The organism is Nautilia sp. PV-1, assembly GCF_004006315.1.
GTDB lineage: Bacteria > Campylobacterota > Campylobacteria > Campylobacterales > Nautiliaceae > Nautilia > Nautilia profundicola_A.
Genome location: NZ_CP026530.1, coordinates 506,212 through 522,241, shown reverse-complemented (window position 1 = coordinate 522,241; position 16,030 = coordinate 506,212). Strand labels below are relative to the sequence as shown.

Annotated in this window: 20 protein-coding genes; 13 read left to right on the top strand and 7 right to left on the bottom strand. The window is 33.9% G+C overall.

From position 1 onward, the window contains the following. Nucleotides 1–28 precede the first annotated feature (28 nt). Entirely contained in the window at nt 29–1,645 is a 1,617-nt protein-coding gene (locus tag C3L23_RS02905) for a sensor histidine kinase (protein WP_127679677.1), read from the bottom strand. Beyond that, nucleotides 1,632–2,279 carry a response regulator transcription factor gene (locus C3L23_RS02900; protein WP_127679675.1) on the bottom strand — a complete coding sequence of 216 codons (648 nt, stop codon included), beginning with the start codon at nt 2,277–2,279 and terminating at the stop codon, nt 1,632–1,634. Before C3L23_RS02900 ends, C3L23_RS02905 begins: the two co-directional genes overlap by 14 nt. Nucleotides 2,280–2,524: 245 nt before the next feature. On the opposite strand from C3L23_RS02900, the gene napA reads away from it, so the two are divergent. The 8 genes from napA to pyk all read left to right on the top strand — a co-directional run bounded on the left by napA (nt 2,525) and on the right by pyk (nt 10,740). Further along, complete coding sequence (napA, locus tag C3L23_RS02895; RefSeq protein ID WP_127679673.1) at nt 2,525–5,359, top strand: nitrate reductase catalytic subunit NapA; 2,835 nt, start codon at nt 2,525–2,527, stop codon at nt 5,357–5,359. Nucleotides 5,360–5,367: 8 nt separating this feature from the next. Further along, nucleotides 5,368–6,189: a ferredoxin-type protein NapG gene (gene napG / locus C3L23_RS02890; RefSeq protein WP_127679671.1), complete on the top strand. Its 822-nt coding sequence runs from the start codon at nt 5,368–5,370 to the stop codon at nt 6,187–6,189. Beyond that, nucleotides 6,177–7,022 (top strand): quinol dehydrogenase ferredoxin subunit NapH, encoded by an 846-nt coding sequence (gene napH / locus C3L23_RS02885; RefSeq protein ID WP_127679669.1) that lies wholly within the window; start codon nt 6,177–6,179, stop codon nt 7,020–7,022. Before napG ends, napH begins: the two co-directional genes overlap by 13 nt. Then, nucleotides 7,003–7,482 (top strand): nitrate reductase cytochrome c-type subunit, encoded by a 480-nt coding sequence (locus C3L23_RS02880; RefSeq protein WP_127679667.1) that lies wholly within the window; start codon nt 7,003–7,005, stop codon nt 7,480–7,482. Before napH ends, C3L23_RS02880 begins: the two co-directional genes overlap by 20 nt. Then, on the top strand, nt 7,482–7,952 hold the full coding sequence (locus C3L23_RS02875) for a 4Fe-4S dicluster domain-containing protein (RefSeq protein ID WP_127679665.1): 471 nt from the start codon (nt 7,482–7,484) through the stop codon (nt 7,950–7,952). Before C3L23_RS02880 ends, C3L23_RS02875 begins: the two co-directional genes overlap by 1 nt. Before the next feature lie 9 nt (nt 7,953–7,961). After that, nucleotides 7,962–8,903: a nitrate reductase gene (locus C3L23_RS02870; protein ID WP_127679663.1), complete on the top strand. Its 942-nt coding sequence runs from the start codon at nt 7,962–7,964 to the stop codon at nt 8,901–8,903. 10 nt (nt 8,904–8,913) lie between these two features. Then, complete coding sequence (locus tag C3L23_RS02865; protein WP_127679661.1) at nt 8,914–9,258, top strand: chaperone NapD; 345 nt, start codon at nt 8,914–8,916, stop codon at nt 9,256–9,258. Nucleotides 9,259–9,357: 99 nt separating this feature from the next. Next, nucleotides 9,358–10,740 carry a pyruvate kinase gene (gene pyk, locus C3L23_RS02860; protein WP_127679659.1) on the top strand — a complete coding sequence of 461 codons (1,383 nt, stop codon included), beginning with the start codon at nt 9,358–9,360 and terminating at the stop codon, nt 10,738–10,740. Here pyk and C3L23_RS02855 read toward each other — a convergent pair. From C3L23_RS02855 to argF, 5 genes are all read right to left on the bottom strand, one after another. Then, nucleotides 10,737–11,012, bottom strand: coding sequence for a DUF503 family protein (locus C3L23_RS02855; RefSeq protein ID WP_127679657.1), 276 nt, complete (start codon nt 11,010–11,012; stop codon nt 10,737–10,739). The genes pyk and C3L23_RS02855 overlap by 4 nt on opposite strands. Continuing rightward, on the bottom strand, nt 11,012–11,413 hold the full coding sequence (locus C3L23_RS02850) for a Fur family transcriptional regulator (protein WP_127679655.1): 402 nt from the start codon (nt 11,411–11,413) through the stop codon (nt 11,012–11,014). Before C3L23_RS02850 ends, C3L23_RS02855 begins: the two co-directional genes overlap by 1 nt. Nucleotides 11,414–11,485: 72 nt before the next feature. Next, entirely contained in the window at nt 11,486–12,235 is a 750-nt protein-coding gene (locus C3L23_RS02845) for a peroxiredoxin (protein WP_127679653.1), read from the bottom strand. A 91-nt stretch (nt 12,236–12,326) separates the two neighbouring features. After that, on the bottom strand, nt 12,327–12,704 hold the full coding sequence (locus tag C3L23_RS02840; RefSeq protein WP_127679651.1) for a DUF2603 domain-containing protein: 378 nt from the start codon (nt 12,702–12,704) through the stop codon (nt 12,327–12,329). Continuing rightward, entirely contained in the window at nt 12,689–13,618 is a 930-nt protein-coding gene (gene argF / locus C3L23_RS02835) for an ornithine carbamoyltransferase (RefSeq protein WP_127679649.1), read from the bottom strand. Before argF ends, C3L23_RS02840 begins: the two co-directional genes overlap by 16 nt. 100 nt (nt 13,619–13,718) lie before the next feature. On the opposite strand from argF, the gene ribA reads away from it, so the two are divergent. From ribA to C3L23_RS02810, 5 genes are read left to right on the top strand one after another with little or no spacing between them, the layout of a single operon-like run. Next, nucleotides 13,719–14,276, top strand: coding sequence for a GTP cyclohydrolase II (ribA, locus tag C3L23_RS02830; RefSeq protein ID WP_127679647.1), 558 nt, complete (start codon nt 13,719–13,721; stop codon nt 14,274–14,276). A 17-nt stretch (nt 14,277–14,293) separates the two neighbouring features. Further along, nucleotides 14,294–14,839, top strand: a complete 546-nt coding sequence (gene rsmG, locus C3L23_RS02825) for a 16S rRNA (guanine(527)-N(7))-methyltransferase RsmG (RefSeq protein ID WP_127679645.1) — start codon at nt 14,294–14,296, stop codon at nt 14,837–14,839. Beyond that, nucleotides 14,832–15,038 carry an LIM domain-containing protein gene (locus C3L23_RS02820; RefSeq protein ID WP_127679644.1) on the top strand — a complete coding sequence of 69 codons (207 nt, stop codon included), beginning with the start codon at nt 14,832–14,834 and terminating at the stop codon, nt 15,036–15,038. The genes rsmG and C3L23_RS02820 overlap by 8 nt, the downstream gene beginning before the upstream one ends. Next, complete coding sequence (locus C3L23_RS02815) at nt 15,025–15,402, top strand: hypothetical protein (protein WP_127679643.1); 378 nt, start codon at nt 15,025–15,027, stop codon at nt 15,400–15,402. The genes C3L23_RS02820 and C3L23_RS02815 overlap by 14 nt, the downstream gene beginning before the upstream one ends. Further along, nucleotides 15,399–15,932 carry a PAS domain-containing protein gene (locus C3L23_RS02810; protein WP_127679642.1) on the top strand — a complete coding sequence of 178 codons (534 nt, stop codon included), beginning with the start codon at nt 15,399–15,401 and terminating at the stop codon, nt 15,930–15,932. The genes C3L23_RS02815 and C3L23_RS02810 overlap by 4 nt, the downstream gene beginning before the upstream one ends. The last annotated feature ends 98 nt before the right edge of the window (nt 15,933–16,030 follow it).

The following is a 16,030-nucleotide window of genomic DNA, read 5'->3' as shown; positions in this document are numbered from 1 at the left end:
TTTTTAAGTGTATTACACAAATACTACATTATTTAAATTTAATAACAAACACGGCTCCGTTAGAAGAATTATAGGCATACAGTTCTCCGTCAAAATGCTGAGTAATAATAACCCTGCTCATATAAAGCCCTATTCCTGTACCCTGAGACTGAAATTTTGTCGTAAAATAAGGTTCGAATATTTTATCTTTAATTTCATCAGGAATGCCTCCCGCATTGTCTTCTATTTCTATAGTTTTACCGTTGATTCTTATCCATATTTTTTTATTTTCTATATTTCTTTCTTTAAGTATGTCTATCGCATTGTTTATAATATTTAATATAACTTGGGAAAATTCGCTTTTATAACCTTCTATCGGCGTAGTGTTTTTGACGTCGTATATTATTTCAAGCTTGTTTTGTTTTATTCTTGCTTCCATCAGCTGTAATGCTTTATCAATTATTTCTTTAGGACAGAAGGTTTCTTTCTTGGTGTCTTTTTTGAAGAAATTAGTAAAATCGTCAATAGTCTGCGACATATATTCAATCTGGCTTAATGCGTTATTTTTAAATTTTTCAAACCTTTCATCATCTAATTTATTCATTTTATAAGCCATTTCTATATTTTGAATAAGCAGTGACAGCCTTGTCAGCGGATGTCTCCACTGATGTGCTATATTTCCAAGCATTTCCCCTAATGCGGCTAATTTACTCTGATGCATAAGTATCTGCTCTTTTTCTTTGGTTTTTTCTATTTCGTCTTTAACGCGTTTATCAAGATCTTTATAAAAATTATAAAGTGGTTTTGAGAAAAACACACCTAAAGGAATAGCCAAAAATATAGAAATCAAAATCATAATCATCGCAAGTTTTTGAGAAACAGCATTTGTCTTGTTAATCAGCTTTTTGTTCTGTATAAATACGAGTTTAAATTTTTTATTAAGGGGAACGACGTAAATATCGTCCGTTACAAACTTATCTGCCGCCTTTTTTATTCTGTCCGCAAGTGTATAGGTAAACAGATCAAATATACTTTTGGCCTTTAGAAAATTGCTGTAGTAAATATTGCCGTTATTGTCTATAAGCAACAAATTATAAAAATTATTTGATCCTGAAAACAGCCTCTTTAACGTGGATTCTAATAAAATAAACCCTTTTTTTGGATCTTTTTTTATCGGAGAAATTGTTTCGAATTTCAAACCTTCATCCGTCATTATTTCTTTTGTAAAAAGAGAAGTCTGAAGTTTAAAATCTCTGAAAATAAAATTGTTTTTATCATTTTCCCCGCATATTATTTCTTTATCAATTTTTTTACAGTACACAATTGTTTTACCGTATTGATTTACATATTTTATTTTAAGAAAGTCTCTGTTTGCGGATAAAAATATTTTAAATATTGAAGAGATGATTTCCGGATTTATATTAAAATTGTTAGAAAAAAGTTCACTGTTTGCAATTGCAAGCGTACTTTTTCTTATAAGATCTTCTTTAGTTTTATAAATCTGTACTATATTGTCTGCGGAAATTTTAACTTTTTCCTGAAATTCCTGAGTGGAAATTTTATTAAAGAAAAATATACTTATATATGTTAGCGAAACAACAATTAAAAAAGCAAAAATTACAAACGCAACCGTTATATCAAATTTAAAATCATCACTGTTTCTCAATTTTATACCCGCTTCCTCTTACGTTTTTAATGAAATTTTCTTTAAGTTTCGCTCTTAATTTTTTGACCTGTGTCCTCAATGTATTGTCACATACGCTTTTTTCTTCCCAGATGTAATCTTTAAGTGTTTCCATGTCAACGACCTGACCGATATTTTTAACTAAAATTTCTAAAAAATATTTTTCGTTCGGAGTAAGTTCAACTTCTTCACCTTTATAAAAAAGTTTTAAATTTTTAATGTCAAAATTATAATCATCTGTAATTTTAACTTCACTTGTTTTCTTAAACACAAGTCTTTTTATTCTAAGTTCAAGCTCCTTAAGTTCAAAAGGCTTTTTTATATAATCCGCTGCTCCTAACTCGAAAGCTTTTTCTACGTGGTCCATATCGGAATAAGCTGTAATAAAAATAACAGGAACATCGCTAGCGTATCTTTTTAATTCATTATAAAACTCATATCCGTTCATTTCCGGCATATTTATATCTAATAAGTATATATCATAATGACTCGGATAAACTTCTTCAAGCGCTTTTAAAGGCGAACTGTAATAATCGACCCTGTTATTTTGAAGTTCTAAATAGTCTTTTATACTCTCTCCGATAAATTCGTCATCTTCTACCAAAAGTATCTTCATTAACGCCCTTTTTTGAAAAATTATAGCATAACTTATTATGTAATAAAAAAATAATTTAATTATAAATTTTATCCGGCACTAAAAAAAGTTAATAAAAATTTACTCAAAATCTTACTCAAATAAGACATCAATCGAATTTAAAAGTGCCAATAATGTGCCTTTTTTAAGGCTAACTGTCAAAAAAAAGTAAAATTTAAAGAAAAAAGTTGTATTATTACTATGTAAAAAGCTTAAAAGGAGTGCTTATGTCAATGAATAGAAGAGAATTTCTAAAAACAACAGCAGCGGCGGCAGCGGCTTCAGCAGTCGGAATTTCAATTCCTAGCGAAGCAAAAGCGGCAGCTGACAATACTCAGGCCGGATGGCAGTGGGATAAAGCGGTTTGTCGTTTCTGCGGTACCGGATGCGGTATTATGGTAGCAGTAAAAGACGGTAAAATCGTAGCGGTTAAAGGTGACCCTGAGAGTCCGGTCAACAGAGGTATTAACTGTATTAAAGGTTATTTTAATGCAAAAATTATGTACGGTGCAGACAGACTTACTCAGCCTTTACTTAGAATGAACGATAAAGGCGAGTTTGATAAAAACGGTCAATTCAGACCTGTAAGCTGGAAAAGAGCTTTCGATGAGATGGAAAAACAGTTTAAAAAATATTATAATGAATTAGGTCCTACCGGAGTAGCGGTATTCGGTTCAGGACAATATACTATCCAAGAAGGTTATGCAGCTGTTAAATTAGTAAAAGGCGGATGGAGAAGTAACAACATCGATCCAAACGCAAGACACTGTATGGCAAGTGCGGTTGTAGGTTTCTATCAAACATTCGGTATTGACGAACCTGCAGGATGTTATGACGATATCGAAATTACTGATACTGTTGTAACATGGGGTGCAAATATGGCAGAAATGCATCCAATTTTATGGTCAAGGGTATCTGATGCAAAACTGAACAACCCTGATAAATATACAGTTGTAAACCTATCAACATACAGAAACAGATGTTCAAACCTTGCAGATATGGAAATTATTTTCAGACCTAATACAGACCTTGCTATTATGAACTACATTGGTAGAGAAATCTTAAAAAGAAACGCAGTAAACTGGGATTTCGTTAAAAAACACACTATATTCGCAACTGGTACAGTAGATACAGGTTACGGTATGAGAGAACCTAGTGTTGCGGAAAAACTAGGATATTCTAATAAAGAAATGCAGACTATTAAAAAACAGGCTGCAAAAGTAGTAACAGAAGAAGAAGCGGTTGCTCTTAGCCCGATCGGTAAATGGAAAGCCGGCGAAATGATGGAAATGAAACATAGAAAAGGTAAAGCACCGTTCTTCCACTGGCAAATCACATTTGAAGAATTCAAAAAAGCGGTTGAACCTTATAATTTAGATTATGTTGCTAAAGTAGCAAAAGGCGATCCTGACGAATCATTAGAAAGCTTCAAAACTAAACTTCAAAAACTTGCTGACCTTTACTGTGATCCAAACAGAAAAGTAGTATCTTTCTGGACTATGGGATTCAATCAGCACGTAAGAGGAAGCTGGATCAACGAAATAGTTTACATGGTTCATTTACTGCTTGGTAAACAGTCACTTCCTGGAAATGGCGCATTCTCATTAACTGGACAGCCAAGTGCCTGTGGTACTGCAAGGGAAGTTGGTACATTCGCACACAGATTACCGGCAGACTTATTAGTAGCAAATCCTAAACACAGAAAAATTACTGAAAAATTATGGCATTTACCTCACGGAACATTAAATCCTAAAGTCGGAAGCCACTTTGTTAAAATTATGAGAGACATGGAACAAGGCAAAATCAAATGGGCTTGGGTACACGTAAACAACCCATGGCAAAATACTGCAAATGCAAACCACTGGTTAAAAATGGCCAGAACAATGGATAACTTTATTGTAGTTAACGAATGTTATCCTGGTGTTTCTGCAAGAGTTGCAGACTTAATTCTTCCTGTAGCTATGATCTATGAAAAATGGGGAGCTTACGGTAACGCAGAGAGAAGAACTCAGCACTGGAGACAACAGGTTGTTGCACCGGGTATGGCAATGACTGATATCTGGACAATGGCTGAATTTGCAAAAAGATTCAAACTAAAAGAAGTATGGCATGAATGGAAACTTCCTAATGGAACAGTTCTTCCAGACGTATTAGAAGAAGCTAAAGCTATGGGTTACAGTCCTGACGATACTCTATTTGACGTATTATTCAACAGACCTGAATACCGCAAAAACTTCCCATGGCCGGATCCAATTGCTAAAAACCCTGGTACAGGAAAACTTCATCCTAACACTGAAGCTGCAGGAGACGGAAGAGAAATTATCGGACAAGACGGTAAACCATGGAAAGGTTACGGATTCTTCATTCAAAAAGCATTATGGGAAGAATACAGAAAATTTGGTATCGGTCACGGTCACGACTTAGCATCATTTGATACTTATCAAAAAGTAAGAGGACTTAGATGGCCTGTAGTTAACGGTAAAGAAACTAAATGGAGATTTAACACTTCATACGACCCGTATGCAAGAAAATACGCTAAACCTGGTGAAAAATTTGCATTCTACGGACCGTTACTAAAAACAATTAAAATCGGTAACTTGCAACATCCTATTGCAAGCAAAGGTAAAATCCACCTTGCTAACAAAGCCAAAATATTCTTCAGACCGTTTATGGTACACCCTGAAGATCCAAGATACGATAAAGACGGATACAAATTCTGGCTATGTACAGGTAGGGTTCTTGAACACTGGCATAGTGGTACTATGACAATGAGAGTACCTGAATTATATAGAGCAATGCCTGAGGCATTATGTTACATGAACCCTAAAGACGCAAAAGAATTAGGTGTTGAAAGATTTGACCTTGTTGTAATAGAATCAAGAAGAGGTAAAGTAAAAGCAAGAGTTGAAACAAGAGGAAGAAATAAACCTCCTAGAGGATTGGTATTCGTTCCTTGGTTTGACGAAAAAATCTTAATCAACAAAGTATGTCTTGATGCAACATGTCCAATGAGTAAAGAAACTGACTATAAAAAAGCAGCGGTTAAAATTTATAAAGCTTAAGGATATAAATGGATAATAAAAGACGCTCATTTTTAGTAAATTTAATTCAGGCTGGTGCTGCGGCTACGGCTGCAGGCACTATTGTCGCCGGATTTGCTGAAGAGAACAAAGACAAGCAACTGACGTTAAGACCGCCTGGTGCGTTAGATGAAAAAGATTTTCTAAAAACATGTATCAGATGCGGACTATGCGTAGATGCCTGTAAAAACAGAGAAAATAAAATAATAATCGATGGTAAAGAAATAATTACCTTAAAATTGGGAGCACCGGGTGACAGTACGCCTATCGGCACACCATACTTTATCGCAAGGACAGGGCCGTGCTTTATGTGCGACGACATTCCTTGTATGTATGCTTGCCCAACAGGTGCTCTTACACCTAAAAAGTGTGAAAATGATAAAGGGGAAGTTGCAATCGATTACGCTAAAATGGGCGTTGCAGTTATAGATCCAAGTAGTTGTATTGCATTTTGGGGATTACAGTGTACAGCATGCTATAGAGCATGCCCTGAAATGGATAAGGCCATTACAATAGAATGGAAACAGAATAAAAGAACCGGTAAACACGCTTACAGAATACCGGTAGTGCATGAAGATGCATGTACGGGATGCGGCATGTGTGAACAGGCATGTGTAACAGAAAAAGCCGCTATTAAAGTTTTCCCAAGAGAAGTTGTGTTAGGCAAAGCCGGAGACAGATATGTAAAAGGCTGGGATAAACAAGATCAGCAAAGAGTAAAAAATGCTTCAACCAACACTAAAACAGTAACCGGAAGAAGCAAAGAAAATGCTATACAAAATCTTAATCAAGGCGTAACATGGGATCAATAATAAAACACAGATATCTGATCTTACGTAGAATATCTCAGCTTACAATTCTGTTTTTATATTTTGCTGCAAATACTTGGGGATTAAAAATATTAGTAGGGAATTTAAGTTTTTCAAAACTGTTTGACAAAATACCTCTGGCAGATCCTTATGCAGTATTACAAATGCTGTTTGCAGGAGCGGCTATAAGTGCAGATCTGATAATCGGAACACTGATTATTTTATTCTTTTACGGCTTAATCGGCGGAAGAGCTTACTGCAGCTGGGTATGCCCTGTTAATTTGATTACAGATTTGGCATCATGGGTAAGAAAAAAAACCCATCATGAAAAAGATAATTTAATAAGCCCTACAAAAACAAGACAATTTAGATATATCTTTATGATTGTACTGCTGCTAGCTTCTGTTTTTATAGGTGCGGCGGCTTTTGAATTTATCAGTCCTATCGGTATTTTTACAAGAAGTGTTGCTTTTAGCGTAGGTTTTGGCTGGGTATGGCTTGTAACTATTTTTATTTTTGACGCATTTGTCTTAAAAAACGGCTGGTGCGGTCATATTTGTCCCGTCGGAGCCATGTACAGCATAATAGGCTCTAAAAGTTTAATTCGTGTTTATCATAATAAAGACAACTGTACGAACTGCGGTGAATGTCTAATGGTTTGCCCGGAAGTACAGGTTTTAACACCGGTAATTGATAAAAAAAACAGCTTTATTAACGGGATAGAATGCACAAACTGCGGCAGATGTATTGAAGTGTGTGAGGATAATGCACTAAAATTTTCATTAAGAAATTATATTAACTCAAAAGGAGAAAAAAATGAAAAAACTACTAATTAGTTCTGCATTAATTGCAGGATTTATATTTACAGGTTGTCAGACAACAACAACCGCTTCTTCAAATAAAGAAGTAAAAGTTACAGGAATAAGAGAAGCGAGCTTAAATGCAGACTCTCAAAATCTGCCAGTAATTCAATATAACAATCAGGCTCCGATTCCTGGAAAAGTTAAAACTTATAAAACTTCTTTTGTTACTGCGCCTCCAATGATACCGCACAGTGTTAAAGGAATGGTTCCAATTACAGTAGGAAACAATATGTGTTTAAACTGCCACTTGCCGTCAAACGCGAAAGCAATGGGAGTAACACCTATGCCTGCAGACCATTTTGTTGACAACTTTGCAGGAGACAAAAAAGAACCAAAAGTAGCAGGAAGCAGATATTTCTGTACAACTTGTCATACGCCTCAGGCTAAATTAAACCCTGTAGTAGAAAACAAATTCGAATCATTAAGAAAGTAATGGATAGAAGATCTTTTTTCGGGAGAGTAAAAAGCTCTCCTTTTAAATCTTTTGTCTATCCTCCTTATTACGATAAAAAAGAAGATTTTTTAAAATGTTTAGAATGTGAAAGTAAAGATTGTTTGCTTGCATGTAAAGAAAAAATAATAAATACTGAAAATGGATATCCGATACTTGACTTTAGCAGTTCCGGATGTACTTTTTGCGACGAATGTGCCTATGCCTGCCCTAAAGGTATATTATCAATAGTAAATAAAAAAGAAACTATAAATGCTCAGATGATAATCAATCCTAAAAAATGCATTGCATGGAACCAAACAATCTGTTTCTCATGCCAGGATATATGCGAAGAATATGCTATAATTTATAAAGGTATGTTTAATCCTGTAATTGATTTGGATAAATGCACCGGCTGCGGTTTTTGCGTAAGCGTCTGTCCGACAGACGCTATAGAAATTAAAACTCTATAGGGGTAAAATATGAAAAAATTATTAATATTATTAACTGCAATATTTGCTTTTGCACTGACACCGGTTAAAAAAATCACATACGACGGATATATATCAAAAGTTACTTTAAACAAAAAATATCTGATTGCCGGACTCGAAAACGGACAAATAATTATAAAAGATTTTAAAACTCTTAAAAATTTATATGAAATAAAACTTCCTAAAATACATGATTTTATGGGAGATTTGATTTCTATGCCTATTTACTCGCTTGATATTTCACCGGATAATCAAAAATTGATGATATTGGCTGAAGGTGAGGATGCAAAGAGAGTATTGTTTATATATCACTTTAAAACACATAAACTTGATCATATCTTCACAACCAAAGAAACATTAATGAAAGGTACTTTTATTGGCAATAACAAAATATTTTTCGCCCTCTTAAGCGATGAAGCTATTTTATATGATTTAAAACATAAAAAAAACATATACAGAAAACAGATAGGAAATTACGTTTTTTCAACATATGCTTTGGATAAAAAAAGAAATATTGCCGTTTTTGGCGATGAAAGCGGCGCTTTAAAAATAGTAGACATCAATACGGGCAAAAAACTAAAAGAAATAAACAGTTTCAACAAAGACAAAACAATAAGCTGCGATATTAAAAAAAATCTGGTTATTAACGGCAGCAGCGATATGAGAGTTGGAATATACGATCTCAATACTGGCTATTCTAAATTAACGCTGAAAATGAATTTTTTACCTTACGGAGCAGCATTAAGTCCCGATGCATCGCTATTCGCATTACAATATGACGAAAACAACGACATAGCTGTTTATTCAATATATAATAAACTTCTGTATAAATTAAAAGGCCACACTATGGCTTTAAACGGTATTATTTTTTTAAATGACAAAACAATACTGAGTTTTTCTCCGGCAGAAATACTCATATGGAAATTAAAATAAAAGGAGCAATATGAACATTTCAAGTATTATCGTTAAAACACGACCGGAAAATTATGACGCAGTATGGCTTAATTTACAGGAATGCGAATTCTGTGACGTACATTTCGGTGAAAAAGAAAAAGGTGTAATTATTATTACAATTGAAGGTGAAACCGTTGAAGAAGAAATAGAAAAGCTCTCAAAAATAGAACAGATGCCTATGATAATCAGTGCAGATATGCATATGAGCTATTGTGAAGAAGAACTTGATAAATTAAGAGAAAATATTGATTTAAACAACACTGTTGAAGAATTAAATAAAGATAAAAAAGCTGAAGAAGTGGCATACTTCGGAAGTTTAAAAAAGAAATATTAATTTCTTCCCATTTCCTCCTTTACATATATACTATCATACAAGTTTAATCTTACTTTTTATAATTTGATATAATATTACAACAATGCATAAAGGGAATATATGAAAAAAGTAAAAATTGTAGCCACACTCGGACCTTCATCATCAGATAAAATCGAACAGATGATTAAAGCGGGTGTTGATATATTCAGACTAAATTTTTCACACGCTGATCATAAAGCCCATAGACATTCTATAAAAACCATCCGCAGCATATCCAAACAGCTGGACAGCAAAACTGCAATTCTGCAGGATATAAGCGGTCCAAAAATAAGAATAGGAGAAATAAACGGATTTTTAGAATTAAAAAGAGGAGACAAAATACGCCTTGTAAAAAAACATCCAGAGAGTCTGTATGATTTAACTCTTACATATCCCGAAATAATAGACCATGTTAATATAGGAGAATATGTATTTTTTGCTGATGGAAGCATAAGAACAAAGGTTATAGACAAAGACAGCAATTCACTTACGCTTGAAGTAAAAAACGAAGGTGTTTTATCAAGCAGAAAAGGAGTAAATTTCCCTCATTCAAAACTCAAAATTTCCGCCATTACTCCAAAAGACGAAAAGGATTTGGCTTTTGGAGCAAGAAACGGCGTTGATATAGTGGCAATTTCATTCGTAAATTCAAAAAAAGACATTTTAAAAGCTAAAGAAATACTTAAACAAAACGGTGCAAGTCCGTGGGTGATAGCGAAAATTGAAACAAAACAGGCAGTTGAAAACCTTGATGAAATATTAGAAGTAAGTGACGGTGTAATGGTTGCAAGAGGTGACTTGGGAATAGAAGTGGGAATAGAAAAAGTGCCTGTTATCCAAAAAAAGATTATAAGACGCGCAAATAAACTGAAAAAACCTGTAATTACCGCAACACAGATGCTGCTTTCTATGGTCAATTCGCCTTTTCCGACCAGAGCGGAAGTAAGCGACGTGGCAAACGCTGTAATGGACGGAAGCGACGGAGTAATGCTCAGCGACGAAACCACAGTCGGAAAATATCCGGTAAAAGCGGTTGAAACTTTAAAAAATGTAATCCTCGAAACACAAAATATCTATCCTTACTATAAAAAATATGAAATAGAAGATAAAGACGCAATAGCCGCAAGTGTTTCCGATCTATGCAGAGGAATATCTCCAAAAGGCATTATCTGTTTTACAAGCAGCGGTACAACAGTAAAAAGCATCGCAAAATATAAACCTAAAGCCCCTATTTTTGCCGTAACGCACAGCAGAGAAACAAGCAGAAAACTTAATATGGTATGGGGTGTAAAACCGCTTTTTGAAATTCCTAAAATAAAAAACCCTGAAAAACTGATTGAAAAATTTAAAATTCTTGCTATTAAAACGGGATGTTTTAAAAAAGGCGATATAGTAATAGTCACAATGGGAAGTTTAGTCGGAAAAGAAGGTACTACAAACATGATAAGGGTTATTGAAATTTAAATAATTTCTGCATCAAAAACAAATTCGATTTCAGGAAAATTTTTAAAAAGAAATTCTTCGATGTTTCTTTTTATTTCTCCTGCTATTTTTTCATTATGAGCCGCAAAAATAATAGCTATTGATGCTTCTTTAGGATATTCGTCTGAAATATCCAATACCGATACGTTAAATTTTTTGAGTCTATCTTTTATTGAATTGACTATTTTTCGTCTTTCTTTTAAAGAAAACACAAAAGGAAGATCAAAATCGGCAATCAGGTTAACTATTACCATTACTGTTTACAGTTTTTACACTCTTTGCATATTCCATAAATATATAATTCTTTCTGTGCATCAGGATACTGTTTTTCTATTTCGCCTTTAATTAAATCGCTAAAAGGCACATCTTCCACTTTGCCGCATTTTTTACATATAAAGTGCGCATGAGGCTCTTTTGTAATTTCGAATTTAGGTTTATGATGAAGGCAAATTTCACTTATTATATTCTCATCTTTTAAAGCAGTTATGTTTTTATAAATCGTAGCCAGTGATATGGAAGGAAAAAAATCTCTGATATCTTCATATATTTCTTCAATACTGGCATGCCCTTTTTTCTCAAGTTCTTTAAGAATAGCAAGTCTTTGGGGAGTTATTTTGAGGTTTGATTCTTCCAACAGTGTTTTAAGTTCTTTCATTAATGCCTTTCATAATTTATATTTGAAAAAATATATGAAATTATACTTTTTCAAATATAAAAAAGGAAGAAATTAAGCTTTAAAAGCTTTTACCATTTCTTCCATTTCTTTAACGTCTTCAGCATCTACTAAATCAGCTAAAGTTACATAAGCTCCAACATTTCCAGTCATTGGCTCAATATCAGTGTTTACAGGTAATGTTTTTTTACCAGGTTTCCAGTTTGCAGGACAAACTTCACCAGTTTTATATGCGTGCTGATGAGCAATAATTTGTCTTAAGAATTCTTTTACGCTTCTACCTACAGGCGGAGCTTGAACTTCTTGAGCAACAATCACTCCGTCAGGATTAATTAAAAATCTTCCTCTAAGAGCAAGACCTGCACCTTCGATCATTACACCGAATTTTCTTGTAACTTCACCAGTCGGGTCAGCTGCAATAGTAAGTTTTAGATCCTTTAATAAAGGCTCAGTTTCAACAAATCTTTTGTGTGAGAATTTTGTATCAGTTGACACCGCTAAAACTTCTACGTCTAATTCTTTCAAAAACGGTAACGCTGCATTCATTGCCGCTATTTCTGTAGGACATACGAATGTAAAGTCTGCAGGATAAAAACATACTACAGTCCATTTACCTTTGTAATCTTCACTAGACACTTCTGTATAGTTTCCTGTTTCCGCATTATATGCTTCCATTTTAAATTCAGGCATTTCTTTTAATACCAATACGCCTTCTTGTGTTTTAATTTCTTCCATAATTACCTCCTCTGGTTTTGTTGTTTTTTCATCTTTTATTGCTGTTTTTGTATCTTTTTCACATGCCATGCGGCACCTCCATTATTTTTTACATTGCAATTATAATCAATAAAAACTTTTTTGTCAAGGATAATTTAACAAAAAGGAAAAAAATTTTCCTTTAGAAGATTTTATCTAAATCCAGATTATAAAAAAGATTAGGATGTTCTAATTTTACTTTATTTAATATTTCATCAATAGTCGCGTTTTCATTTTGTTTCATTTCTTCCAAAACAACAGCTTTAACGTCATCATAATCTACCGGAAACTCACTTAATATCGCTTTTTCCAATTTAAGCTCAAAGTTTTCTTTCATAACATTTTTAAGCGTTTCCATAAGTTTCATATATTCATCAACTTCCAAAACTATTTTAAGTTTGTCTTGAATCATTAAAATCCAAAGAGGACTGTCCAGATTACCTTCAATCACTTCAAAATCTTTACACTCAACAACCGTTTTTTCAGTTATATTCAGTTTTTTTGCTACTTCTTCAGCCAAACCATCAATCCTTTCTGAGCATGTAATCTGTTTTCCGCTTCGCTGAATATTTCATCAGCGTGATTTTCAAAAACTTCTTCGCTAACCTCATATCCTCTGTACGCAGGAAGACAGTGTAAAAATATCGCGTCTTTTTTAGCTAAACTCATCAACCCGGCATCTACCTCAAAACCTTTAAAATCATTTATTCTTTTCTCTTTTTCGTCTTCCTGTCCCATACTGACCCAAGTATCGGTGGTAACGACATCCGCATCTTTAACAGCGGCTTTAGGATCATATAAAAACTCGATTTTAGCACCTGATTTTTCTGCAAATTCCAACGCTTTTACTCTTATACTTTCATCAATCTCATAACCCTGAGGTGTCGCTATTCTTAGAGAAAATCCTAATTTAGCAGCCAAAACAGCCCATGAGTTAGCCATGTTATTACCGTCACCCACATATGCGACAGTCGTACTTTCAGGAGAATTAAAATCGAATTTATCAAATTCAATCATTGTCATTAAATCAGCCAGAAGCTGTACCGGATGGCATAAATCCGTTAAACCGTTTATTACCGGTACTTTAGAATATTCGGCAAACTCTTCAAGTCTTTCCTGACCGAATGTTCTTATCATCACCAAATCAACCATTCTTGTAATTACCCTCGCCGTATCTTTAAGAGGCTCGCCTCGTCCGAGCTGAATATCTCTCGAACTTAAAAACAGCCCGTTGCCTCCCAGCTGATTTATTCCGGCTTCAAACGATACTCTGGTCCGTGTAGAACTTTTCTCAAAAATCATGGCAAGCTGCTGATGTTTTAAATACGGTTTGTATACGCCGTTTTTTGTTTCTTTTTTAATCTGAAAACCCAATTCAATAATCTCTTTTATTTCTTCTTTTGTGTAATCACACAACCATAAAAAATGTCTCAATTTATATCCTTTTATTCATAATGGTTTTTATTTACAGATTTTACAACTCATTTTTAATTAAATATTTTAAGGTATAATTTTATCAAAAAAAGGAGCGTTTTTGAAAATATCTGAAATAGCTACTCTTCCTACAAAATACGGCACATTTAAAATTCAGTCTTTTAAAGAAGGGGATAAAGAGCACTTAGCTATATTTACAGAAAACCTTCCCGAAACTCCTTATATAAGAATTCACAGCGAATGTCTGACGGGAGACGCACTAGGAAGCCTTAAATGCGACTGCGGAGACCAGCTCGCTTATGCGTTAAAAATCATTAATGAGAAAGGCGGAATAGTACTTTATTTAAGACAGGAAGGAAGAGGCATAGGTCTTTTTAACAAAGTAAACGCATACGCTCTTCAGGATAAGGGGTTAGATACCGTAGAAGCCAATCATCAGCTTGGATTTGAAGCCGATATGAGAGATTTCTCTATTGTAGAAAAAATACTCAGCCACTTCGGTATCAAACAGATAAAACTACTCACTAACAACCCAAGAAAAGAATTTGCTTTTAAAAATATAAAAGTAATAGAAAGAATACCTATTAAAATCAAACCCAATCCTTACAACGAAAATTATTTAAAAACAAAAAAAGAAAAACTCGGGCACAAACTTTAGAAATGGAGTATTGAAAATTGAAAGTTGAAAATGAGCAATTAAAAATATTTACAAACGAACTTTTAAAATGGAACAAAGTACACAAATTTACCAACTACAAAACAAAAGAGGAAATTCAAGAACAGATTGAAGACTCATTGTATCCGCTAGATAAAATCATTCATACGAAAAGCGCACTTGATATAGGCACCGGTGCCGGTTTTCCAGGGTTGATTCTGGCAATTGCCATGCCCGAAACAAAATGGTATCTTGTAGAACCTCTTAAAAAACGGTATTCCTTTTTAAATTACATGAAAATAAAACTCGGTCTGAAAAATGTAGAAATTATTCCTTCCAGATTGGAAAATGCAGACATAAAACCTGTAGAACTGATAACAACAAGAGCAGTAATGCCGACAGCTAAAATTATAGAAATATCAAAACCCTGCCTTCAAAAAGATGGTAAAATACTCTTATACAAAGGTTCAAGCGTACTGGACGAACTGAAAGATTTAAATCTAAAAGCCGAAATCATTTCAAAAGGCCACAGAAATTATTTAATATTAAAGGACGTCAATGGGTAAACTGATATTATTACTGCTGATAGGCTTCGGATTTTATTATTTTTTCATAAAACCGAAAGACGAGCCTAAAAACAATAAAAACAGTGAAGAGGAAAACGAATTTATTCAGTGCCAAAAATGCGGTACTTTTGTATTGAAAAAAGAAATGAAAGAAAAAAACGGCAAACTTTTATGCAAGGACTGCTATGCTGATTCTTGAAAAACCTTTTAGCAATGAAGAGTTTTTTTATGCCGACACATTGGAAGACATTAAAAACTCCCCAAATAACGCCACGCTCATTTTTCATTACTGCGATTCTTCTATTGAACTGTACAATTTTTGTAAAATAAACAATATCCCTTACGGAGTTATTGCATCAAACGTAAAAGAAATGATTTTCTGCACTAATTTAGGCGCAAAATATATTTTTTGTGATACAATAAAAAATGCAAAAGATTTTCAAAAAATTGCCGATAATTATTTACTGGATGCTAAAATTGTTCTTTTAGTCGATAATTTCGACAATATTGAAGAAATAGCAAAACATAACATCGACGCAATCAAATTAAAGGGGAAAAGATGAAAAAACCGGCTGTAACTCCTATAGAAAAGGAAGTTGTTTTAAACGAAGAAGATTTTATCATATCCAAAACAGATCTGAAAAGCAGAATATTATACGGTAATCAGATCTTTATTCAAATGAGCGGATGGCAAGAAGAAGAACTGTTAGGAAAGCCTCATAATATTTTAAGACATCCGGATATGCCTAGATGTGCATTCAAAGTTCTTTATGATCATATCCAAAACGGAAAAGAATGGTTTGGATATGTTAAAAACTTAAGAAAAGACGGCGGATATTACTGGGTATTCGCAAACATTTCGCCTACATACGACAACAACGGAAACATGATCGGATATTATTCGGTCAGAAGAAAACCAAAAGAAGGATTCAAGTTTATTATCGAACCGCTTTACAGAACATTGCTCAACATAGAAAACAGCGAAGGCATGGACGGAAGTTTGAAAGCAGTCGATGATCTGCTCAAAAAACACAATATGAGTTTTAACGAAGTAATGCTAAAAATCCAAAAAGGAATAATCAATGAACTATAAAGTATTGGCGGCAATAAGCGGGGTTATATTTTTAATTCTGGGCATTTACACTGGAATCAATGCTGATTACGTGTCTGCAGTTATTTCAGCGGTAGGTT